Origin of the sequence: Hymenobacter metallicola, assembly GCF_004745645.1 — a bacterium.
Lineage (GTDB): Bacteria > Bacteroidota > Bacteroidia > Cytophagales > Hymenobacteraceae > Hymenobacter > Hymenobacter metallicola.
On the sequence record NZ_SRMB01000001.1, the window covers coordinates 1,610,761 to 1,634,940 of the forward strand.

Genomic DNA, 24,180 nt, shown 5'->3' on the forward strand with positions numbered 1-24,180 from the left:
GTGGTTTTGTCATTGAACATCTACTAGAATCTCGTTCTAAAAAGTCGTTCTGGCGAAGTCAACTACCCCTAGCCCCTCCTCATCTGAGGAGGGGAACTAGCTGTTAGCTTTTAGCTTTTTTAGCGGCGGAAATCCGGTAGAGCCTGGCCCCGTGGCGGCGCACGAACGGGGCAAACCGGCCCGTCACGCCGCTCGTGGTTTTACCCGTCCACAGATTCTGCACCGTGCAGGGGCCTTGCAACCCCAGCTCGGCCAGCGTTACCGACACTTTCGCCGAGTCGGCGGGGGCGGGCCGGTAGGGGTTCTTGGTGAAGATCAGAAACTGCAAGGTGCCGCCGGTATTCTGCGCGGCACCGGCCTGGTCGAGGCCCGCGGTGGCCTGTAAACGGGTGAAGCCGAGCGGCACCTCATATTCAATGACGGAGTTGGAGTGGGTGCCAATGCCCTGCGCGTATTTCTGGCCCGCCACCTGCAAGTCGGCTCCCGATACGCTTTTGTTGGCCGTAACCTGCCCCCAGCCAGCCGAGGCTTTCAGCCAGGGCACCGAGCTGAGGCCAATGGTTTTGCCAGCCCCGTTGCTCAGGACCGGGTTGAGCCAGTCGGCGTGGTCCCAGGCAATATCGTCGCCGGCGTCGCGCACGTTCAGGTAGAGCTTCGTTGCCCCGGTTATATCCACATCCACGGCCTGGCCCTGCCCGGGCGTCTGGCGCGTAATGATGGGACTAACCCAAGCGGCTTCCGAAGCAGGCAGCAGCTCCTGGTCCTGAGCGTTGAACAAAGCCAGAAATTTGTCGCCGGTGGTGGGGTCGTCGGCCGTCCAGGCAATTAGGTCATTTTGGCGGAACAGTTGGCGGTTGCGGGTGCTGTGGCGGTGCACGGCCAGCACCGCGGGGTTGGTCAGCAAGGATAAAGTGAAGGCGTCGTTGCTGGGCAAATCACCGCCAAACATGAGCGGGGAGCGAAAAATGCTCCACAAGCTCATCAATGTATACTGCTCGTCCGGGGTGAAGCGCGTCAGCCGGTCATCGCCCCGCTCGGCCCGGATGCCCAGACGGCCCAGGGGCAGCATGTCGGCATCGGGAAAGGCGCCGGGCCCGATGTAGGGCGCCCAGCGGTTGCAGACTTCGAAATGCTCCTTAAGCTGGTCCCAGGAATCCCAGAAGTCGCCCACCGTGCGCCACATATTGGCGTGGGCCTGCACGTGCCGGGCCTCGGCAATCGGCGTTTCGCCGGGCGAGGTGCTGAGCACGATCTTACGCCCGCACCGGTCGATGGCCCGGCGAATCAGCTCTACTTCGGGCTTGTGGTAGGGCGAGGAAAGGTCGTCAACTTTCACAAAATCGACGCCCCAGCTGGCGTAAAGCTGAAACAGGGAGTTGTAGTACTCCTGGGCTCCGGGCCGGCCGGCTACCACGGTGTACATGTCGTGGAGCCAGCTGGCCTGCCCTTCCGGGGAGTAAATATCGGCCGCCGTGGCCTTACTGCCCAGAATCGGAAGCTGGCGCTGCACGGCTGCCACCGGCACCCCGCGCATGATGTGAATGCCAAATTTGAGGCCCCGGGCGTGCATATAGTCGGCCAGGGGCTTGAAGCCCTGCCCGCCGGCCGCCGAGGGAAACCGGTTGGGCGCGGGCACGAAGCGGCCGTAGGCGTCGAGGTGGAAGGCGGGGTCTTTCTCGTTGTAGCCGTGGGCCGTGTCGTTGCCCACGTACCAGCGAATATCGACCACAACGTACTCCCAGCCGCTTTTCCGCATATATTTGGCCAGGTAATCGGCGTTGGCCTTCACCTCGGTCTCGGTTACAGTGGGGCCGTAGCAGTCCCAGCTGTTCCAACCCATGGGCGGCGTGAGGGCCCACTGATGAAAGTCGGTTGCGGGTGCTTTCTGCTGGGCCGCCGCGGGCAGTTCCGCAACACCAGCCAGTATTGTTGCGGCCGTCAATAACCGGGTGCAAACTCTCATGGAAGCGTTGCGGTTTTAAGGTTGTTTGTTGCGGAGTGAAGCCAGTGGGCAGTCGGAAAACTATTCCGCAACCCCTAGCTTCTCTCCGCAACGTTTTCATTATTGTAGCACTACTTTTTGGGTGTAGCTTCCCTGCGCACTGCTGACACTGAGTAGAAACAGACCCGCCCGCAGCCCAGTTTCTACCGGAACTACTGCGGCTCCCACACTAGCGCGCGAGTAAATTGTCCGGCCCTGGGTGTCAGTTAGTGTAATGGTTACGGGGGTGTTGCGGGCTGCTTCGTCCAGGCTCACCACGAAGCGGCCCAGCTCGGCCGGGTTGGGAAACACGGAAACGTTGCGGAGCGTGGGGGTTTGCGCCGCCAGCACCTCACGGGCCGCCGGGGCGGGGGCTATACCCCATTTCTGGCAGTTGTTGGCCAGATAATCATACAAGGCCAGCTGCACGCCGGCCGTAGCCGAGCAGCCCGGCACTTCCACTACCCGGCCCCCGTTCACCGACGACACCACGTAGTTGCCTGCGTTGGTCCGCTCAATTTTGAAGCGCTGCCCGGCAATGCCGCTGTAGGCGTAGAGTTGCAGCTTGGCTCCGTTGGCGGGACTGTTGTTGACCACGTCGGCCGCCAGGGCCGCCCCTACGGCCGAGGCAATTTTGTACTCGCCGTTGCCGTCCGGGGTCAGGTTCCACTGCTGGCAGGCCAGGCCGGCGCTGTAGGTGCCCTGGGCAATGGCTTGGCCCGAGGCCCCGGTGCAGCCCCAGGCGTCCCAGACCAGGTTGCTGCTTTGGTTGCGCAGGACGTAGCGGCCGGCGGCCAGCCAGTCGCGGGTGAGGAAGGGCCAGGCCGCCGCGTCCCAGCCCAGGTTGCCCACGCTCAGGCGGGCCCGGCCGTTCTGATTGGAGTCGTAGTAGTGGTGGCTGAAAAAGTTGGCCCCGTTTTCCTGGTACAGGCCCACGTGCCCGGGGCCGACATAGTTGCCCTGGGTAGCTATGAGGGTGGTGCCGCCGTTGCGGTTCAAATCCACGCCGTTTTTGTCGCGGTAGGGCCCCGTAATGCTGGTGGAGCGGCCCACCTGAATGTAGTAGGTGCTGCTGGCGCCGTTGCAGCAGGCGCCCTTGTTGATGAACAGATAGTAGTAGCTGCCGTTGCGCACGATGTAGGGCGCCTCACTGCCGCTGTTGCTGCGGCTCACCCCGTCGGCGGCCACGTTGCCGGCCAGCCAGGTGAAGCTCGTGCCCGAGCGTTTGCCGGTGGTGGCGTCCAGCTTAATCAGGCCGATGCCCTTGAAAAACGAGCCGTAGCTCATCCACAGCCCCCCGCTGGCGTCCGTCACGATGGCCGGGTCAATGGCGTTGCAGGCGCTGCCCGAGCCGCTCGACACCACCTCGCCCTGGTCGACCCACTGGTAGCTGGGACTAGCCGGGTCCAGAGTGACGTTGGTAGCCAGGCCGATGGTCGAGACGCTGGAGCCGAAGGTCGAAACGGAGTAGTAGAGGTAGAACTTGCCGTTGCGGTACACGCACTCCGGGGCCCAGAAGTCGCCGGTGAAGCCGGGCACTTTGGTCTTGATCCAGCTCGGGTAAGCCCCGGCCGCAAACACCGGCCGCGGGCCCGACTCCCACTTCACCAGGTCGGTGGAGTACATGCCGTAGATGCCCTGGCCGGTGGTGAAAATCCAGTATTTGTTGCCATCCTTGACGATGCTCGACGGGTCGTGGCAGTTGTCGTTGCCCTGCAGGGCGCGGGCCTGGGGGCTCAGCCCGAGCAGGGCCAGGAGCAAGAGCAGCAGGTAGCTGGCCCGGCAGCCGGAAAGAAAGCGGGAAGTGGCCCGGCGCACGCCCGGGGCAGCGGTAGTAGGGGAAAGGAACATAGTGGTGGGAATTGGTTGGGGAAAAGGAAAGAGCGAGGGTCGGAAGCCAAAACGGGGACGCGAATCCTGTTCACGTCCCCGTTTTGGTGGAATTGGCCGCGCGCCTGTAGGCGTTGCGCGGCAGGCTGTTTTCAGCAGCTCAGAAAGAAGAGTGGGCCTGACGGCTGCTCCGCCGCTACCAGAACCGCACGTACAAAGCCGTGAGCAGCAGCATGGTCACGACGATGAGCGACATGGTCTGGGTGCTGACCCGGAACATGCCCGCAGGCAGGCTGATGGCCTTGGGGTTTACCAACGGGCCGGCCAGGCTCACGCCTATCATCAGCACCATGGTGATGGCAAACGAGAGGCCCATACAGATCAGGAAGGGGATTTCGTAGACGCCGGCGCTGTTGCGGAAGGCCGTGTAGAGCAGGGTTTCGGGGCCCAGCACGGCCGGGGCGTAGTTGTTGAAGAACACCGACAAGGCAAAGCCGGCCAGAATGCCCACGATGCCGGCCGTAGCCGTGGTGCGCTTCCAGAACATGCCCAGCAGGAAGATGGCCAGGATGCCGGGCGAAATAAAGCCGGTGTACTTCTGAATAAACTGGAAGCCCCCTTCCCCGCCGATGCCGAGCAGGTCCCTCCAGGTCATGGCCACGCTGAGCACCACGGCCGCCAGAATGGTGAGGCGGCCTACCCACACCTGCTTCTGCTCGGAGGCGGCGGGGTTGAGGTAGCGCTTGTAGATGTCGAGGGTGAAGATGGTCGAAATCGAGTTGACCTTGCCCGCCAACGAGGCCACAATGGCGGCCGTCAGGGCGGCCATGCTCAGACCCTTCAGGCCGTTGGGCAGGAAGGTCAGGATGGCCGAATAGGCGTTATCGGAGTTGAAGGAGCCCGTCGATGACATTTCGGCCTGCAGTCCGCCGTTCTTGTAGAGCACGTAGGCCGCAATGCCGGGCAGCATCACAATGACCGGCATCATGAGCTTGAGCAGGCCGGCAAACAGGATGCCGGTGCGGGCCGTGTGCAGGTCCGCTCCTAGCGCCCGTTGCGTGATGTACTGGTTGCAGCCCCAGTAATTCAGGTTTACAATCCACTGGCCGGCGAAGTACATGGCAATGCCGGGCAGGGCCAGGTACTTGTCGACTTCCACCTGCGGGGTATTGGCCGTGGGCTTGTCGAAAATCATGTGAAAGTGGTCCGGGGCTTTATCCATCAGGGCATTAAAGCCCGCCAATGCCCCGCCGCCCAGGCCAAACTGGTCACTGACCAGCGTCAGGGCAATGTAGGTCGTGACCAGGCCACCCACCACCAGCACCACCACCTGCACCACGTCAGTGTAGCCCACCACCTTCATGCCGCCGATGGAAATCAGCAGGGAGAAGACGGCCAGCAGCACGATAATCAGGTGAAAACTGTCGCCGCCAATGAGGTTGCTCAGGGCCAGGGCGCCGAGGTAGAGAATGGAAGTCAGGTTGACCAGCACGTAGAGAAACAGCCAGAAGATGCTCATAATCAGGCTCAGCGCCGAGTTGTAGCGCTGCTCCAGAAACTGGGGCATCGTGAAGATGTGGTTCTTCAGATACACCGGCATAAAGAACACGGCCACGATGATGAGCACCACGGCGGCCACCCACTCGTAGGCCGCCACGGCCACGCCCACCTTGAAGCCCGAGCCCGACATGCCGATAAACTGCTCGGCCGAAATGTTGGAGGCAATCATCGAGGCCCCAATGGCCCACCAGGTCAGGGAGCCTTCGGCCAGGAAGTAGTCTTTGGTGCTTTGCTCGGCCTTTTGCTTGCTCTTGTAGATGTAAAAACCGTAGGCCGAAACCCCGATTAAGTACACGAAAAAGACCAGCAGATCGAGCGTAGTAAGGTTATTACGCATGAAAAACGGGTGGGAAATTTAGAAGGAGTAGGGGCACAAAAAGAACGTCATGCTGAGCCCTGCGAAGCATTTTTACCGCAATGGTATTCAGATGCCAGAGCAACGAAGCGGTAGAGATGCTTCGATAAGCTCAGCATGACGTTCGGATTAGTTTAGCGCGTCACAAATCAGGCTTAGCGCTGGCCAAAAGCCACGTCGTTGTAGCGCAGCTCGTTTTTGAAGGTGCGCAGCTTGGTTTCGTCGTCGATGAGCACGTACTCGATGCCGGCCATTTCGGCGAAGTCTTCCAGGTATTCGGCCGTCAGGTTTTGGCTGTAGCCGGTGTGGTGGGCGCCGCCGGCCAGAATCCAGGCCGCCGCGCCTACGCTCAGGCTGGGCTTCACTTTCCAGAGCACCCGGGCTACGGGCAGCTTGGGCAGGTCCTGCTCGGGCGCCACGGCCTCCACTTCGTTTACCACCAGGCGGAACCGGTGGCCCAAGTCCACGATGGTGGCATTCAGGGCCGGGCCGGCGGGGCAGTTGAACACCAGGCGGGCCGGGTCGGCCTTGCCGCCGATGCCCAGCGGGTGCACTTCCACCTTGGCTTTGCCCTCAGCAATGGTGGGGCAGATTTCCAGCATGTGGGAGCCCAGCACCAGCTCGTTGCCGGGCTGGAAGTGGTAGGTGTAGTCTTCCATAAAGGAGTTGCCGCCGGGCAGGCCCGCGCCCATCACCTTCATAGCCCGCACCAGGGCCGAGGTTTTCCAGTCGCCCTCGCCACCGAAGCCGTAACCTTCGGCCATTAGCCGTTGGGTGGCAATGCCGGGCAGCTGGGCCATGCCGTGCAAATCCTCGAAGGTGTCGGTGAAGCCGATGGCCTTGGTGTCCTGCAAGAACTTGCGCATGCCCACTTCGATTCTAGCCGCCTCGCGCAGGCTTTCCCGCTGCTCCCCGCCTTCCTTGAGCGAGTCGGCCAGCTCGTATTCCTGCTCGTAGGTGGCCAGCAGCTCGTTGACCTGCTCGTCGGTGGCGGCGTTAATGACGGCTACCAAATCCCCGATGCCGTAGGTGTTCACCGAGTAGCCAAACTTGAGTTCGGCTTCCACTTTGTCGCCTTCGGTTACGGCCACGTAGCGCATGTTGTCGCCGAAGCGCACGATGCGGGCCCCCTGCCAGTCGGCCCAGGCCGAGGCCGCGCGGGCCCAGATGCTCAGGCGCTCGTGCACGTCCGGGCTCTGCCAGTGGCCTACTACTACTTTGCGCTTCAACTTCATACGGGCCCCGATGAAGCCAAACTCCCGGTCGCCGTGGGCCGACTGGTTGGTGTTCATGAAGTCCATGTCAATGTCGGACCACGGAATGTCGCGGTTGAACTGGGTGTGCAGGTGGGCCAGGGGCTTCTGCAGAATCTTCAGGCCGTTGATCCACATCTTGGCCGGCGAGAAGGTGTGCATCCAGGCAATTAAGCCCACGCAGTTGGCCGTGGTGTTGGCTTCCTGCACGAGCTTATAAATCTCGTCGGGCCCGGTCAGTACGGGCTTATACACAATCTTGATGGGCAGGGCCGAGCCGAGAGCTTCGGCAATCTGCTGGGAATGCTGGGCTACCTGCTCCAGGGTTTCGGGGCCGTAGAGGTGCTGGCTGCCGGTGATAAACCAGGCTTCGTAGGTGGAAATGTCAATCATGGTATGCGGAGGTGGAAACCCTTTGGGTGGTCTTGAAAAATCGTTTTAGTGGGCTCTTACTTCCAGAGCCAGCTTTCCCCTCCCGCGCCGGGGAGGGGAAAGCGCCTGTTAGCTTTGGCCGTAGTAAGAATGCAGCCCGTGCTTGCGGTCGTAGTGCTTCTGAATCAGGGCGTCCTTGAGGCGGGGCACGTCGGGGCGCAGGGTGCAGCTGAGGTAGGCCATGCGGGCTACCTCTTCCAGCACGGCGCTGTGGTAAACGGCCTTGTCCACGGTTTTGCCCCAGGTGAAGGGCGCGTGGTTGCTGAGCAGCACCATCTCCACCTCCGCGGGCGAGAGGCCCCGCCGCTGAAACTCGTTGATGATCTGCCAGCCGGTCTGGTGCTCGTAGTCGCCGGCTATCATGGCGTCGTCCATGGGCGGGGCGCAGGGAATGTCGGCCGTGAGGTGGTCGGCATGGGTGGTGCCCAGAATCGGGATGTCGAGCTGCGCCTGGGCCCAGGCCGTGGCGTAGGTGCTGTGCGTGTGCACGATGCCGCCGATGTGTTCCCAGTGCGCGTAAAGCACGGCGTGGGTTTTGGTGTCCGACGAAGGCCGCTTGGAGCCTTCTACAACGTTGTTGGCAAAGTCGACGATGACGATATCCTCGGGCCGGAGCGTGGCGTAGGGCACGCCGCTGGGCTTGATGGCAAACACCCGCTTCTCCCGGTCGACCACGCTGGCGTTGCCGAAGGTGAAGAGCACCAGCCCGAGCTCGGGCAGCTGCATGTTGGCCTCGTAGCAGGCCTGCTTTAACTCTTGATACTGACTCATGCGTGGTCGACCAATTCGGTTTCGGCTACTTCGCCTGCGCGCAGCTCGGTGGCCTGTTCTACATACTGCCCAAAGGCCTGGTACTGCTCGTAGCGGCGCTGGTAGTCGGCCACACGGGCGGGGTTGGGCTCGTAGGTTTCGGCAAAGCCGTTGCCCATGGCTTTTTGGGCCGAAACCACGTTGGCGTGCACCCCGGCGGCCACAGCCGCGTACATGGCCGCGCCCAGGGCCGGGGCCTGGTCCGACTCAGCTACTTTAATCGGGCGGTTGAGCACGTCGGCCAGGGTCTGCATCATAAAGGCCGACTTCTTGGCTACCCCGCCCAGGCCAATGACCTGCTTGATCGGAATGCCTTCCTGCTCAAAACGCTCCACAATCTGCCGGGAGCCGTAGCAAATGGATTCTACCAGGGCCCGGAAAATGTGCGGGGCCGAGGTGCCCATGGTCAGGTTCATCAGGGCACCTTTCAGGGCCTGGTTGGCGTCGGGCGTGCGGCGGCCGTTCACCCAGTCCAGGGCCAGCACCTGGGATTCATCGGGGTCGACGGCGGCGGCCGCCTTGTTGAGCTCCACCATCATGTTGTCGCTCATTTCCTGGCGCAGGGCCGCTTGCTGCTCGGCGCTCAGCACCTTGGAGGAGGCCAGCATCGTTTGCAGGGGCCACTCGATTACCTGGCGGAACCAGGCCAGCAAATCACCCACGGCCGACTGCCCGGCTTCCAGACCCAGCATGCCGGGGATTACCGAGCCGTCGACCTGCCCGCAGATGCCGGGCACGAGCTTCTCCCCTACTTCGTCCATGGGCGCCACCACGATGTCGCAGGTGCTGGTGCCCATTACTTTCACCATCGAGTAGGCCTCGATTTCCCCGGCCACGGCGCCGGCGTGGGCATCGAAGGTGCCCACGGCCACCACGGTGTTGGTAGTCAGGCCCAGGCGGGTAGCCCACTCCTCGGAAAGGTGGCCGGCTACTTCGTCGGCCGTAAACGTGTCCTGGTAGAGGTGGCCGCGCAACAGGGTAAGCTTGGGCTCCAATTCTACGATAAAATGCTCCATCGGCAGGCCGCCCCAGCTGTGGTGCCACATAGCCTTGTGGCCGGCGGCGCAGCGGCTGCGCTTGAAGGTGGGCAGGTCGGCGCCGGTGAGCAGCAGCGTCAGCCAGTCGCAGTGCTCCATCCAGGAGTAGGCGGCCTGGGCCACGGCCTCGTCCTGGCGGGTCACGTGCATGATCTTGGCCCAGAACCACTCCGAGGAGTAGATGCCGCCTTCGAACTTGGTGTAATCCTCGCCGCCCCAGGTGCGGGCTTTCTGGTTGATTTCGGCCGCCTCGGCCAAGGCCGTGTGGTCTTTCCAGAGCACGAACATGGCATTGGGGTTTTCCGCAAATTCGGGCAGCAGGGCCAGGGCCACGCCTTGCTCGTTCACGGGGCCGGGCGTCGAGCCGGTGGTGTCGACGGCCAGGCCCACAATCTGCTCGGCGGGCACCCGGCTAGCGACCTGGCGCACGGTGGCCTCCAGGCCTTCGATGTGGTCGAGGGGGTGCTGGCGGAACTGATTTTTAGCCGCGTTGCAGTAGCGCTGCTCTTTCCAGCGGGCGTAGGGGTGCACGGCCTGGGCTATTTCGGCGCCGGTGCGGGCATTCACCAGCAGGGCCCGCACGGAGTCGGTCCCGTAGTCGATGCCGATAACGTAGGTGTCCGGAGAAGAAGAGGCGAAGTCGGAAGTTTGCACGGGGGTGGTAAGCTAGTGAAGTGAGGAAATCAGGAATCCGGGGAAGTCAGGAAGCAGAAGGCAGCGGCTTTATTCGGGAGTAGCGGGGCGCTGCCGATCCGGCTCTGCCTGTATCAGCCTTTACTTCCGTACGCCAAAGGTGTACGTGGTGGTCGATTTCAGCGTCTGGCCGGGCTGCAGGGTGGTGCTGGGGAACTTGGGCTGGTTGGGCGAGTCGGGGAAGTGCTGGGTTTCCAGGCAGAAGCCCGCGTGCTTGCCGTAAACCGTGCCCCGCTTGCCTTTCAGGGTGCCGTCCAGGAAGTTGCCGGTATAGAACTGCACGCCCGGTTCCGTGGTCTTTACCTCCATGGTGCGGCCCGAGGTCGGCTCATACACGGTAGCGGCGGCGTGCATTCCCGAGGTCTGGTTCAGCACCCAGTTGTGGTCGTAGCCGCCGGGCACCTGGGCAATCCGCTCGCCGATGGTGTGGGGCGTCGTGAAGTCAAAGGGCGTGCCTTTCACCGGGCGCAGCTCCCCGGTCGGAATCAGGCCGGCATCCACTACCGTGTAGCGGTCGGCCGGAATGGTTACCTCGTGGCCCAGCACGTCCTTGCTCCCACCCAGGTTAAAGTAGCTGTGGTTGGTCAGGTTGACGGGCGTGGCCTTGTCGGTAGTGGCCGAGTAGTCGATTTTCAGCGCATCGTCGTTGGTGAGCGTGTAGACCACGGTGACGGCCAGCTGGCCGGGGTAGCCTTCCTCCCCGTCTTTGCTCGTGTAGGTCAGGCGCAGGGTTTGCCCCTCGGCCGACGTGCCGGGCTGGGCCTGCCAGATCACCTTGTCGAAACCCTGCAGACCGCCGTGCAGGTGGTTCGGTCCGTTGTTCTTGGCCAGCGTATAGGTCTGGCCCTCGAGGCGAAACTGCCCGCCCTGGATGCGGTTGCCGTAGCGCCCAATCAGGGCCCCGAAGTAGGGGCCCGCTTTCTGGTACTCCGGGCTCTGGTAGCCGCTCACGTTGTCGAAGCCCAGCACGATGTCGCCGAGCTGGCCGGCTTTGTCGGGCACCCGCAGGCTGGTGACGATGCCGCCGTAGGTGGAAATAGTGGCTTGCAGGCCGTGGGCATTGGTGAGCGTGTACAGCTGCACCTCGGTGCCGGCCTGGGTTTTGCCAAAGGAAGCTGAAGTGGGCACGGCGGTATGGGTCGAGTCGGAGGCAGCGGCCGAAGCCGTGCTATTCTGCTCAGCGGGAGCCGATTGATTGCAGCTAGCAAAAGCCAGCAACCCTGCCAGGCCTAGCAGGCTACCAGTTAGGGACGCAGAACGGGAAGTGTGGAGCATGAAAAGCGGGATGAGCAGGAATGAAGAGGCAGAGCGAACAGAGTTTTTGCGGCAATGAGTAACAAAACAATGGATTGTGTAAACACACTCAAGGCATATATCATTTATATACAGCTATTTACAAAAGCAAGTCACAAGACAACGGGCTTTAGTAACTGCCTGTGGCAAGCAAATAGATGTGTAAAGTAAAAAAAGCTTTTGAATTAGCACAATCGTTTGTGTAAACTATTTATAAAAAAAGAGGTGAGGCAGCCGTAAACAACCGCCTCACCTCCAAAATCGTCTTTACTGAATTGATATCTTTTGTGTAAAGGTGCCGCTACTGCGACTCACCCGCACCAGGTATACCCCCGGCCGCAAGGCAGTGGTAACGACCAGCTTGGCGAGTTGCTTATCGAATGGCTGCCGGTGCACTCGCTGCCCCCGCACATCATAGACTTCCACCACCGTGGCTTCGGCCGTGGGCTGGCTGCCCAGTGCTACCGTGAAACCCTGCCCCTGAGCGGGCACCGGATAAATACTTACGCCAACCAGGCGCTGCCCCGCGGCCGAAGCCAGCGGCCCGGTAGCGGTAGTCGTCCAGCGCTGGGCGGGACTGGCCGGGTTATATAGCCCCAATTGCAGGGCCGTGCCGGCGCTGCCCGAGCCGCCCGCGGCTTCCACCACCCGGTTGAAAAAGCCGAACACGAAACTACCGTCGCTGGCGCGCTCCAGCTGAAACTCCTGGCACACCGACCCCGAGCTGGATTCCAGCTGCAGCGGTGTACCGGTAGCCGAAGAGCAGTTGCGCGTGCCCACGGCAACTGCCCCATCCACGGTAGAGAGCTGGTAGGTGGCCTCCCCGATTAGGGTCAGGTCCCACTGCTGGCAAGGCTGCCCGCTGCCGGGGTTCTGCAGCACGCCCTGCCCCACGGCACTATTACAGCCCGCCGACGTCCAAAGCAAGCTGCTCGTTGGATTACTGATCGTGTAGCGGCCGGGCGTGAGCCAGTTGCGGCTTACCACGGGCCAGCCGGCAGCATCCCAGGTGAGCTTGGCCACGTCGAGCTTGGCGGCCCCGCCGTTGTCGAGGTCGTAGTAGTGGTGGGAAAAGTAGCTGACCCCGTTTTCCTCGAAGACGCCGGCGTGCCCGGGCCCTACGTAGCGCCCCGAGGTGCTGAGCACCACCGAGCCGCCGTTGTTGTTCAGGTTTACCCCGTTCTTGTCCAGGAAGGGGCCCGAGGGCGAGGTAGAGCGGCCCACCTGAATGTAGTAGGTGCTGTTGGAGCCCTGGCAGCAGTTGCCGCGGTTGATGAACAGGTAATAGTAGCTGCCGTGCTGCTTCACGTAGGCGGCCTCTACTCCCCCGTTGGCCACGGCAAACTGCGTGGCGTTGGCCAAGGGCTTGCCCGTGGCCGGGTCGAGCTGCAGAATGCGGATGCCGCCGAAAAACGACCCGTAGGTAAACCACAGGTTGTTGGCCGCGTCGCGGTACACGGCCGGGTCAATGGCATTGGCCGCGCTGTTGTTGTTGGAGGAAATAACCTCGCCTTCGTCCACCCAGTTGTAGTTGGGGCTGGTTGGGTCCAGTGTTACGTTGGTCGCCAGGCCAATGCCCGATACTTTAGAGCCAAACGTGGAGCAGGAATAGTAGAGGTAGAATTTCCCGTTCATGTAGATACACTCCGGAGCCCAGTAGGTGTCCACGAAACCGGGCACCTTGGTAGCAATCCAGCTGGGCTTGGTAGCGGCCGTAAATACGGGCCGGGGCGCGGCCGTCCAGTTCAGCATATCCGTGGAGTACAGGCTCGGAATGCCCACGCCGGTCGTGAACACCCAGTACTTATTACCGTCCTTGATAATGTTGGACGGGTCGTGGGCACCTACTGCGCCGCGGATGGCCCAGGCGGGCGCGCTGCTGCACAGGGTCAGGAGCAGGAGAAACACCCAGCCCCGGCGCAGGGCCCCTAGAAACCGGCCGGCCGACAAGGCCCGAAAAGTAGAAAATTCACGCATGGTGGGAAAAGTAAAGCGGAAGATAAAGGTAGGGCCGACCGGGGTTATTCCCCGCCGGGCTTGGTCATGGCTTGGTTGATGGGCACCGGAACCCCGAAGTTGGGGCTGCCGTCGGGCTTCCAGGCAAACTTCTGCATTCGGGGGTTGCGCTTTTCTACGCAGCCCTCGTTCGGGTTGGAGTTGGCGTGGTAAATAATCCAGTCTTCCTGTCCGTCTTTCGACCGGAAAAACGAGTTGTGGCCCGTGGCATAGGCCCGGTTGGTGGGACTGTGGGCAAACACCGGCTGCGTCGATTTGGTCCAGGAGGCGGGCAGCATGGGGTCGGCAGTGCTGTTGGCCGTGAGCATGCCCAGGGCGTATTGGTCGGTGCCGCAGAAGCTGGCCGAATACACCAGAAAGGTTTTGTTGCCGTGTTTCAGGATTTCGGGACCTTCATTCACGAAGGGCGGCCCCACATTTTCCCAGGAAAATTCGGGGTGGGAAAGCTCGACCCGCGGCCCGGTCAGGGTCCAAGGGTTGCTCATGCGGGTGATGTAGAGGCGCTGCACGCCGTCGATGCCGTTGTGGCCGGAGCAGATAAAGTAGCGGTTGCCGTTCTGCTCCAGCACCGTGCCGTCAATCTGCCAGAAGTCGGCGTCGGGGCTGTAGATGCGGCCTTTATCCACCCAGGTTCCGGTGGTCGGGTCGGCGGCGGAATTTTCCAGCACCCAGGTGCGCTGCTGGCCCAGGTTGGTGCCCGCCGGCCCGGCCGAGTAGTAGAGGTACCACTTGCCGTCGAGGTGAAACAGCTCCGGGGCCCACAGGTTGCCCGAGGCGGGGCCCTGGGCCGGCGGCGTCCAGACCACGCGGCCCGCGGTGGCCGGCAAGTCCGACATTTTCGCCGTTTTCCAGATGGTCAGGTTGGTGTTGGTCGTGTGCAGGTAGTAGTAGAACCCATCCTTCTGGGCCACAAACGGGTCGGGACCGGAAGCCAGCAGGGGGTTCTGGAACGTTGTGGCATCTACCGTTGTGGGCACAAACGGCGGGGGCTGCGTCTGCTTACAGGCCGTACCGCTTAGGAAGGTGCTGAGCACGATACCGGCGTACCCCAGGCTGCGAAAAAAAGTCATGCGCAAAAGAATAAGGAGCCTCAGAAAAGTAACCCGAGCGGTAGCCCTCAGGCAAAACCGCCACTCCAGCTTGCAGGCCAAAGTGGCGGCATCTCACCCACCCAATGAATACTGTTAGAAGCCCGGATTCTGCTTCAGATTCCGGTCGATATCAATTTCGGTCTGCGGAATAGGCAGCAGGCGGTTTTTGCCCACTACAAAGTTCAGGAAGTCCGGGTCGTGGTCGGCCCGGGCCAGCTTGTCTACTTCTTCCTGGCTGTCGAGCAGGCCGTAGCGGTTGATGTCGCTCCAGCGTACCCCTTCGCCAGCTAGCTCGGTTACCCGCTCGTGGCGCAGCTGCAGGCGCATGGTTTCCTTCGTGAAGGTCCCCGTCAGGGGCACTACCCGCACGCTGGCCCGGCCCCGGACCTGATTGATCAGCGGCAGGGCCGCCTCGGGCTGGCCTTGCTCATTCAGGGCCTCGGCCTGCATCAGCAGCACGTCGGCCAGGCGCACCAGCCGGATGTTGATGCCCGAGTGGAAGTCTTCGAAGAAGGCTCCGCCGGGCCGCGGGTCGTTCTGGTACTTGCGCCAGAGGTAGCGGCTGGGGTCGGTGTAGGGCCGGCCGTATACCAGCGGCGTCCCCACGGCGCTGTACACCGATACGTCGCGGCGCGGGTCGATGGCCCCGGTGGCGGTCCGGTCGCGGAACTCGCGGAACACCCAGGGGCGCACGTCCACGTCGGTGAAGCCAAAGCCGGGAGGTCCCCAGAACTGGGAGCGTTCCTGTCCTTCGGAGCCCCCGGCAATGTCGACGCCCACGGCGGGCAGCTTGCTGCTACCCTCGAATTGGATTTCGAAAATCGACTCGCTGTTGTTTTCGTTGAACTCGGTGAAGTTGTCCTGGTAGTTGTCGACCAGGCGGTACTGGTTGGAGCTGATGATTTCGGCAAACTGCGCCGAGGCCAGGGCCCACTCCTTCTGCTGCATGTATACCTTGCCCAGATAGGCCGTGGCCGCCCCGCGGGTGGCCCGGCCTTTGTCGGCGGGGCCCCACTCACTGGCCAGCGGCAAGCCGGCTTTGGCGGCCTGCATGTCGGCAATGACTTGGGCTTGTACCTGTTGCACATTGCCCTGGGGCACACGGGTGCTGGCATCGGCCAGCGTGGTTACCAGCGGCACATTGCCAAACAGCAAGCCCAGCTCGTAGTAGCACAGCCCCCGCACGAAGTAAGCCTGGGCCAGCACGCGCTTTTTCACGGTTTCGTCCATCTGAATGCCGGGCACCTTGGTCAGCACCTGGTTGCAGCGGAAAATAGCCCGGTAGAAGTCGTTCCAGATAACCTGCGACCGGTCGGTGGTATTGGCCTGGCGGAAGGTCAGGAACTGGTTCAAATCCAGGGCCGGGGTGCGCGTCCAGCTCTCGTCCGAGCGGCCTTCGGTGGCAAAGTGCCAGCCCAGGCTGTAGGTCGAAAAATACTGGAGGGGCGAATACAGGGCCGTGGAGGCGCGTACTGCATCCTGCTCGGTTTGCCAGAATTGCTCGGAGCTGGGTTCGTTGGGGTTGACGGTATCGAGCAGGTCCTTCTGGCAGCTGCTGGTGCCCGTCAGCAAGGCGCCGGTCAGGGCGGCTATGAGAAGTTTAGAAGATTTCATCGAAGTAGAATGAGAAGTTGGGGCGGCGCCACGAAGCGCCGGCTTAGAAATTCACCTGCACCCCGCCCGTAAAGGCGCGCACGTTCGGGTAGCTCGAGCTGTCGATGCCGGGGCCGTAAACGCCCAGACCGGGCGTTTCGGGGTCGAAGCCGATGTACTTGGTGACGGTAAACACGTTGCGGCCCGTCACATACACCCGCACGCTACCCAGGCTGGGCACTTTGCTGGTCAGGCTCTTGGGGAAGGTATAGCCCAGCTGCACGTTGCGCAGGCGCAGGTAGCTGCCGTCTTCCACCCAGCGGGTTGTGAAGGGGTTGTTGTTGTTGACGGCCTCCAGGCCCCCACCCTGCACCAGGCGGGGCGTGGTGGTCGAGGGGTTTTGCGGAGTCCAGGGGCTCAGGTCGCGGCGGTAGTTGTTCACGCCGTTGAGCTGGTCGAGCACGGCCCGGGTGTTGTTGTAGATTTCGTTGCCGGTCACGCCCTGCAGGAATACGCTCAGATCAAAGCCTTTATAGCCGGCCGTCAGGTTCAGGCCAAACTGCAGGGTCGGGAACGGGTTACCCACAAATTCCCGGTCGGTGTCGGCGCTGATCTGGCCGTCGCCGTTGAGGTCTTTGTACTTCACGTCGCCGGGCTTGGCCAGGGGCTGAATTACTTTGCCGGCGGCGTTTTTGTAGTTGTCAATTTCCTCCTGGCTCTGGAAAATACCCAGCATCTCGACCAGGTAGAGGCGGCCGATGGGCTGGCCCACCTGGGTGCGGGTCACGCCGAAGGGCCCTACCACGTTGGGCTGCAGTTCGGAGAGCTTCAGCACTTCGTTTTTCAGAGTGGTCAGGGTCAGGTCGGCGCCGTAGGTGAAGGCGCTGCGGTTTTCGTGGTAGCCCAGGGCAAATTCAAAGCCCCGGTTCTGAATCTCGCCCAGGTTGGTGAAGGGCGAAATTGAGGCGGCCGTGCCCAGGTAATCGGGCAGGCGGGGGTTGACCAGGGCATTCTTGGTCGTGGAAGTGTAGTAATCAGCCGACAGCGTCACCCGGTCTTCCAGCAGGGCTAAATCGAAGCCCACGTTGGAAGTGTAGCGCGACTCCCAACGGATGTTCTGGCTTTCCAGGCCGAGCTGAATGGCACCGTTGACGAACGTCTGGGTGGCCCCCAGCGGGTAGCTCACGTTCTGGTTGATAGTGGCCTGGTAGAGGTAAGAGCCGGGCAGGTTGTCGTTGCCGTTCACCCCGTAGCTGGCCCGCAGCTTGAGGTTGCTGACCAGCGGCAGGGCGTTTTTGAAGAAGTCTTCCTCGCTGATGCGCCAGCCCACCGAGCCGGCCCCGAAGTTGCCGTACTGGTTGCTGCGCGCAAAGCGCGACGAGCCGTCGCGGCGGAAGCTGGCCGTCAGCAGGTAGCGGTTCTTGAAGTCGTAGTTGAGCTGGGAGAAGTACGAGCGTTTGTTGTACTCATCCTCCACGCCGCTCACCGTGCCGTTGGGGGCCGTGCCGGCGCTGAGCACGGGGAAGTACTGGGGCTGCGACAAAAACAAGGTGTTGCGGGCCGTGGCGTTGTTAGCGTTGAAGGTCTGCTCCGAGTAGCCGATTACTGCACTGATGCCGTGCTCCCCAAACCGCTTGTTGAAGTTCAGCGTGTTTTCAATCAGGGTAGTCATGGCCGTACCCCGGTTTTCAAACAGGAAGGTGTTGTTAGGGTTGGAAGACTCACCCAGGCGGATAAATCCGTTTTTGCGGAAATCCTTGTCGTTATAGTCGTGCACCTCCAGGCCCATGTTCAGGCGGTACGACAGGAAATCGGTGAAGGCAAAGTCGGCGTTGGCGCTGCCTTGCAAACGATTGTTTTTCTGGGTCCGGTTCAGGATTTCCTGGGCCCCGATGGGGTTCACGGAGTAGTTGAACAGGTTGGCGCTGCCGTAGCCGAAGCCGCCCACGTTGGCGGGGTTGTAGACCGGAATGCCGGGCAGCTCCGTCAGCACGTCGATAAACGGCGCCTCGTTGAGCAGGGTCGTGTTGATGTGCGTTACCAGCAGGCTCTGCCCTACCTTGAGGCGGCCGCGCGTCAAGCCCGAGTTCAGGCGCACGCTGTAGCGCTCAAATTTGGGGCCTTTCACAATGCCTTCCTGGTTGAAGTAGCCGCCCGAAATCAGGAAGTTGGTGGCATTTTTTCCGCTGCTGCTGCCGCCCGAAAACGACAGGTTGTAGTCCTGCACTTTCCCGTCGCGGAAAAACTCTTTCTGCCAGTCGGTGTCGATGGCGTCGCTGTAGGCGGGCGTGCCTTTCACGGCACCGGGCATCTCCACGCGCGGGTCGAGGCCGGCGTTGAGGTAGGCCGTGGTGGCCCGGTCGGCCCACTCGCTGTGGTTGGTCAGTTCGTAACGTTTATAAATGCTTTCTACCCCCGTATAGCCGTTGAAGCTGATTTTGGGCTCTCCGGCCTGGCCGCGCTTGGTCGTAATCAGAATAACGCCGTTGGCCCCGCGCGAGCCATATACGGCCGTCGACGAAGCATCCTTCAGCACCGTGGCTGTTTCGATATCGTTGGGGCTCAGGTCGCGGATGTTGTCGGTCCACAGGCCGTCGATAACGTATAGCGGCTGACTGCCGGCATTCACGCTACCGATACCGCGAATAGCAATGTTGGGCACCGCTCCGGGCGCCCCCGAACCTAGCACCTGCACCCCGGCTACCCGGCCCTGAATGGCCTGCGACAACGTGGGCACGGGCGCTTTGGCCGCTTCCCGGGTGTCGACGCTGCTCACGGCGCTGGTCACGTTTTGCCGGTCCTGCTGCAAATAGCCCACGACGACTACTTCACTGAGGGCATTCACGTCCTCGGCCAGCGCGACATTCAGCGTGGTGGTAGCTTCCGTGACTGTTACTTCCTTACGGATGTAGCCGACGTAACTAAACGACAGGGTGCTGCCCGCCGGAGCAATTAGCAGAAAGGTGCCGTCGGCATTGGTCGAGGTGCCGGTAGAAGTACCTTTCACCAGTACCGTAACGCCGGGCAGGCCCTCGCCTTTGCTATCAACAACTTTTCCGGAAACCGAAACATCGGCCAAGGCCACCGCACGAGGAAAACAGGAAGCAGAGGAAGGTGGAGCAGCTACCTCAGCCAGTGCCGCCTGAAGCGGCAAGCAGCACAGCAGAGCCGGAAGCGTTATCCGGGTCATTTTGGGTACGGGCTTTTTCATGAAAAAAAGAATGTGGGAATTGGAGAGATATCAACACAATCGTTTGTGCAGAGAAGGGATTCACAAACGATTGTGTACATGAGCAAAAAAAAAGCGTTACGATGAAAAACCCCTTTCTAGGGCGTAGGGGCTATTTGAGGGGGTGTAGAGCCACATGAAAAGCCACTTTCATCGGAATTGATGAGTAAGGTTAACTAAATCGTACCATATAACCAACAATTTCTTACAGCTTATCTACTGGGGGCAGCATTCGGAATAGTCGTTCTAATTGTACATAACCGGCATGCGACTTGTCTACAACAAGGCTGGCGATGCCAGTAGCGCGGCTTCATAATTCTAGCTAGCCTTCCTCCCTACTCCTATTTTTTTCTCTGTGAGTCTCACAGGGATAGTGAAATTTGAAAGCATACAGGAGGGTATTCTGAAGTTTACAGAACATATTTATAACACATGCCTCACTTTTTGATTGAAAATGCAATGAACCGCACCAAACAGGTAGTTATTTTATTATATTTAACTACCAATATATTTATCCTCGCCATCCTATCCTTATGAATGCGAATCTTATTCCTGAGAATGAAGCGGCCCGTTTGCAGGCCGTAGCGCGCTATCGGAATCTGGGGACCATCCACGAACCAGTATTCGATGAACTGGTGAAAATGGCGGCTAGCCTCTGCCGGGTACCGATTTGCTTTTTGTCGTTGGTAGAGGCAGAAACGGTGTGGTTTCGCTATACAGCCGGCTGGACCGGTGCCGAACACCTCGCCCGCGACTTTAGTCTGTGCTCCGTTGCCATTCTGCACGACCAAGCAACCATCTTCGAAGACCTGCACAAGGACCCGTGCCAACTGATTCAGTCGGCGGAAATCAACCTGCTGAATTTGCAGTTCTTCGTCGGGATTCCCCTCAAAACCCAGGATGGCTACAACATCGGGGTGTTGGCCATTGCCGACCACCGGCCCCAGACGCCTTTTATTGAAGATAGGCTGCTCCTGGAGGCCTACGCCCGCCTCATTATCTGCCTGCTCGACCTGTACCGGGCTGCCGCCCACAACGCGCCCCTGGATTCCTCTCTCTACGACGCGGTAGAAGACTCTATTCGATGGATGCAGAAGCTGACGGCCCTGCTCACGCGCAACACGATGGCTTCGGCCGCTGAAACCAACCGGGTGAAAGAAGAAATTGGCAAGGAAGCCGACGCCATGGCCCGGCAGCTGCACCAAACGCTGGGATCCTGGCAGCAGCCTTCGTCGGGAGCCGCTTAGGCGAGGCGGCCCCGGTGCAATTTTTCAGCGGCAGAGAGCTATAAGGAGCGTAAGTTTTGACGCACATTCTGGAGTTCGGCCGCCAGCTGGCCTTGCAGTGTGGCCAGCACTTTTGTTACCTGCTCCACCAAGGGGACAATTTGCGCGGCATCGAAAGGGCCTTGCCAGGTATCAAGTTGCTGCACTACGGGCAGGATACCATGTACCTGCAAGTGTTCCAGACTGGGCTTGAGCTTGTGGGTAGCCGCCCGTAGCTGCAGCACATCCTGGGCCTGCTGGGCCTGGTGCAGCTCCTCCATAGCTTCGTGGGCACCTTCCATAAAAGCCTCCAGCATCAGCACCCGGAAATCAGGGTCGCCCTGCCCTACCTGGTCGATGATGGCTAAGCTATATAAAGAAGCATTCGGCACGGGTGCCTCCGTGTGGGCCATCAGCCCGGGTGCCAGCGGCTCGCCTAGCGTCCAGAGGCTGATTATCTTGAGCAGGTCGTCTTCCTGAAAAGGCTTAGCCAGATAGTCATTCATACCCGCCTGTAGGCACTTTTCCCGCTCTCCTTTGATGGCATTGGCCGTTAGTGCAATGACGGGCGTACGCAGGCCCGCCGCCCGAATATGAGCGGTGGCCTCCAGGCCGTTCATGACGGGCATTTGCACGTCCATCAGAATCACATCGAAGTCGTTCTGGCGGGCTAGCTCCACGGCCACAGCACCGTTTTCGGCCTCTATTACCTGCAACTGGGCATTCCGCAAGAACCCCCGGGCAATCTGCCGGTTAAAGACATTGTCTTCCGTGAGCAGCACCCGCTTGCCCTGGAGCCGGGCCCGGATGTCGGCCGTGACGGGCTGTTTTTGGGGCAGGTCGTTTTCCGAGCCAACGGGCAGCACCAGCGAGAAAGAGCTGTGGGTGCCCTCATTTTTCTGGCTGACAATCTTAATCTCCCCGCCCATCAGGTTCACCAGGCTGCGGCTAATGCTCAGGCCCAGCCCCGTGCCGCCAAACTTGCGGGTCACGGATGAATCTTCCTGACTGAACTCTTTGAAGATGTCGCTCAGATACTCGGCGTCGATACCAATTCCGGTATCGGCCACGGTGAAGCGCAGCTCGACCTGGTCGGGTAGTAGTTGGCGCACTAGCTCACCGGTAATGGTCACCTGTCCCTTCTCGGTAAACTTGATGGCATTGCCGGCCAGATTCAGCAACACCTGCGTGATACGGTAGGGGTCGCCGAGCAGCACCGTGGGCACCTTGTCATCACTGCTCACGATGAAACGCAGCCCTTTTTCCTCGGCTTTAAAATAGAGGCTCTTTTCGATCTGGCCCAGCAGGGCCGGGAGGCTGAAGCCGATTCGCTCAATGATCAACTGGCTGGCCCCGATTTTGGACAGATCCAGAATGTCGTTGATAATAACCAGCAGGTTCTCCCCCGACGTGGCAATGGCGCGCAGGTAGTTTTGCTGCTCGGCATTCAGGGGCGTTTTGGCCAGCAGCTGGCCCATGCCCAGAATGGCATTCATGGGGGTGCGAATCTCGTGGCTCATGTTGGCCAGAAACAGCTCCTTGGTCCGGGCCGACTCCTCGGCGTATTCCTTGGCCGTGCGCAGGTTGTGCTCCAGCTCTTTCTGGTGGGTAATGTCCAGGGTAATGCTAATGGAGCCGCACACCTGGCGAAGATCATCGTAGACCGGGGCCGCGCTGACTAATATCCACCGCCGCTCCCCAGTTTTGGTGGTGATGCTTATCTCGTAGGTGTCGGAGATGCCGCGGGCCCGCTCATTGGTTTTTTCGGCCACCACCTGCTCGCCGACGGTACTGAGTACGTGCCGCATGGCATTCTCCTCCAGCAGCTCCTGGGCCGTAAACCCGGTGATGTCGCAAAAGGCCTGGTTGACGTAGGACACCTCCCCATTTTGGGCGCGCTCAACCAAACCGAGTTTCATATTCTCGATGATGCGGCGGTACTTTTCTTCGCGACGGCGCAGGGCATCTTCGTTGGTTTGCCGCTCCGTAACATCCTGAAATTTCCACAGATACCCGATGTAGGTGTCGCTGACGTAGATTGGCACGAAGTCGCACTGCAGGGTACGGCCATCCTTAAGGCTGAACATCTGCCCCGTAACCAGCTCCCGGTTCTGAATCATGGCTTCGTAGCGGGCCAGAAACTCTTTTTCCTCCCGCACCCGGCCTTGGGCTTGCCAGCCAAACTGCTGGGCATCGCGCCCGACCAATTCCTGGGCCGAAGTAGTGCTATTAAACAGCCGGCAAATGGCTTCGTTGGCCAAGACCACCCGGTGATGCTCATCGACGAGCAGAATGCCTTCCTGAAAATTGGCAATGGTGGTGGACAGTCGCAGCCGGGCAGCCTCACTGGCCGTATTGGCTTCTTTGATAGCGGAAATATCGGTGTGGACCCCGGTCATAATCAGGGGTTGGCCCTGCGCATCGACCTTGGTGACCAAGCCCCGGGTCAGGACCCACTTATAGCTGCCGTCTTTGCAGCGCAGCCGCCGCTCGATGGAGTAGATGGGCACTTCCCCGCGCAAGTAGGCATCTGAGGCGCGGAGGCTGGCGGCAATGTCGTCGGGGTGCACGTGGGTAAGCCAGGACTGGTGTTCGAGCGCAAATTCGCCGGGGGCGTAGCCGAGCATCGCCTGGTAGCTGGCCGAAAAGTATTCCTGCCCGGTTTGGTAGTTAAACTCCCAGGCGCCGTCGCCAAACCGCTCGATGGCCAGCTGCCAGCGCTGCTCGTTGGCCCGCACAGCGTCCTCGGCCTGTTTCAGGGCGGTGATATCGACCAGGATACCGCTGAAGAGGCTGCCTTCGTCGTCGGTCAGGGAGCGAATAGAATTAGCCCGGCACCAGCGTACCGGCTGCCCCGGTACCTGCAGGCGCCCCTCAAACGCCCAGCTTTGCTTGTGGGCCCGGGCCTGGGCCATCGAGCTTTCCCACAGGGGCTGATCCTCGGGGTGAATAAACTCCAACAGGCGAGGAACTTGGTCGGGGGCCACGCCGAAAATATCGTACAGCTTGGGGCTGATGTACGTCAGGCCGGAGGGCGCGGACCGGTTTTGCCGCCATTGGAACAACACTCCGGGCACGTGCTCGGTCAGAAACCGAAACCGCTGCTCACTTTCCACTAGGGCCTGCTCGGTGGCCTTTACTTCGGCCACATTTTCCAGCAGCCCCACAAACTGCTGAGGCGCCCCCGGCTGCAGCGGCAGCGGCTGCACTTTAAGACGCACCCAGCGCGCCGAGCCATCCGCATGCCGGAGCTGGGCTTCGTAGCGAAAGGCTTGGTTGGTTTCCAGTTGCGCCTGTAAATAAGCCGAACTCACGGGGCTGCCGGCGTGTCCCCCCAGCAGCGGCCAGGCCAGCTGCTGCCGCAGCTCGGTAGCGCTGCGGCCCAGCAGCTGGGTCAGGCCCGGGTTGCTCCACTGAATACGTCCCTGCTGGTCCAGAACCACTACCGCGTCGAAGGCCTGTTGCAGAAGCAGCAGGTCTTTTTCCCAGGAACCGGACGGCTGAATGGTAGGCTGCTCGCTCACAATAAACATCGAATGGGCGGTACAGGGGCAAATAGCATATTTTTCCCGAACCCGGTACTATTTCGGCTTCGGCTTCTTACGGGCCGTGGTGCCGGGTTGCAGCCCCGGAAATTTTCTTTGAAACGGCCTTCCGTGCCCCAAGCAGGGTAAGCCACTGCTACTCAATTCACCACGAATTTACGGCTACGCCGGGACAGGCGCGGGCACTCGCGCCACAA

The 24,180-nt window shown here is 61.0% G+C and carries 13 protein-coding genes; 1 reads left to right on the top strand and 12 read right to left on the bottom strand.

Features of this window, described 5'->3' with window-relative positions:
• Positions 1–103: 103 nt before the first annotated feature.
• The 11 genes from E5K02_RS06805 to E5K02_RS06855 form a co-directional block, all read right to left on the bottom strand.
• The gene (locus E5K02_RS06805) at positions 104–1,963 is read right to left on the bottom strand and encodes an NPCBM/NEW2 domain-containing protein (protein WP_135393331.1); all 1,860 of its coding nucleotides are present in this window, start codon (positions 1,961–1,963) and stop codon (positions 104–106) included.
• A gap of 99 nt (positions 1,964–2,062) precedes the next feature.
• Positions 2,063–3,832: a family 43 glycosylhydrolase gene (locus E5K02_RS06810; RefSeq protein ID WP_135393333.1), complete on the bottom strand. Its 1,770-nt coding sequence runs from the start codon at positions 3,830–3,832 to the stop codon at positions 2,063–2,065.
• A 175-nt stretch (positions 3,833–4,007) separates the two neighbouring features.
• On the bottom strand, positions 4,008–5,708 hold the full coding sequence (locus tag E5K02_RS06815; RefSeq protein ID WP_135393335.1) for a sodium:solute symporter family transporter: 1,701 nt from the start codon (positions 5,706–5,708) through the stop codon (positions 4,008–4,010).
• Between the two features lie 173 nt (positions 5,709–5,881).
• Complete coding sequence (gene araA, locus E5K02_RS06820; RefSeq protein WP_135393337.1) at positions 5,882–7,372, bottom strand: L-arabinose isomerase; 1,491 nt, start codon at positions 7,370–7,372, stop codon at positions 5,882–5,884.
• Between the two features lie 108 nt (positions 7,373–7,480).
• The gene (locus tag E5K02_RS06825; RefSeq protein ID WP_135393339.1) at positions 7,481–8,182 is read right to left on the bottom strand and encodes an L-ribulose-5-phosphate 4-epimerase; all 702 of its coding nucleotides are present in this window, start codon (positions 8,180–8,182) and stop codon (positions 7,481–7,483) included.
• Positions 8,179–9,912, bottom strand: coding sequence for a ribulokinase (locus E5K02_RS06830; RefSeq protein WP_135393341.1), 1,734 nt, complete (start codon positions 9,910–9,912; stop codon positions 8,179–8,181). The genes E5K02_RS06825 and E5K02_RS06830 overlap by 4 nt, the downstream gene beginning before the upstream one ends.
• Before the next feature lie 120 nt (positions 9,913–10,032).
• Positions 10,033–11,226: an aldose epimerase family protein gene (locus E5K02_RS06835; RefSeq protein ID WP_135393343.1), complete on the bottom strand. Its 1,194-nt coding sequence runs from the start codon at positions 11,224–11,226 to the stop codon at positions 10,033–10,035.
• A 285-nt stretch (positions 11,227–11,511) separates the two neighbouring features.
• Positions 11,512–13,221: a family 43 glycosylhydrolase gene (locus E5K02_RS06840; protein WP_135393345.1), complete on the bottom strand. Its 1,710-nt coding sequence runs from the start codon at positions 13,219–13,221 to the stop codon at positions 11,512–11,514.
• 44 nt (positions 13,222–13,265) lie between these two features.
• Entirely contained in the window at positions 13,266–14,330 is a 1,065-nt protein-coding gene (locus tag E5K02_RS06845) for a glycoside hydrolase family 43 protein (protein ID WP_135393347.1), read from the bottom strand.
• Between the two features lie 114 nt (positions 14,331–14,444).
• Entirely contained in the window at positions 14,445–15,965 is a 1,521-nt protein-coding gene (locus E5K02_RS06850; RefSeq protein WP_135393349.1) for a RagB/SusD family nutrient uptake outer membrane protein, read from the bottom strand.
• Positions 15,966–16,008: 43 nt separating this feature from the next.
• The gene (locus E5K02_RS06855) at positions 16,009–19,155 is read right to left on the bottom strand and encodes a SusC/RagA family TonB-linked outer membrane protein (RefSeq protein ID WP_135393350.1); all 3,147 of its coding nucleotides are present in this window, start codon (positions 19,153–19,155) and stop codon (positions 16,009–16,011) included.
• 551 nt (positions 19,156–19,706) lie between these two features.
• Here E5K02_RS06855 and E5K02_RS06860 point away from each other — a divergent pair.
• Positions 19,707–20,420: a GAF domain-containing protein gene (locus E5K02_RS06860; protein ID WP_135393352.1), complete on the top strand. Its 714-nt coding sequence runs from the start codon at positions 19,707–19,709 to the stop codon at positions 20,418–20,420.
• 38 nt (positions 20,421–20,458) lie between these two features.
• Here E5K02_RS06860 and E5K02_RS06865 read toward each other — a convergent pair whose 3' ends face one another.
• The gene (locus E5K02_RS06865; RefSeq protein WP_135393354.1) at positions 20,459–23,971 is read right to left on the bottom strand and encodes a PAS domain S-box protein; all 3,513 of its coding nucleotides are present in this window, start codon (positions 23,969–23,971) and stop codon (positions 20,459–20,461) included.
• Positions 23,972–24,180: the final 209 nt, after the last annotated feature.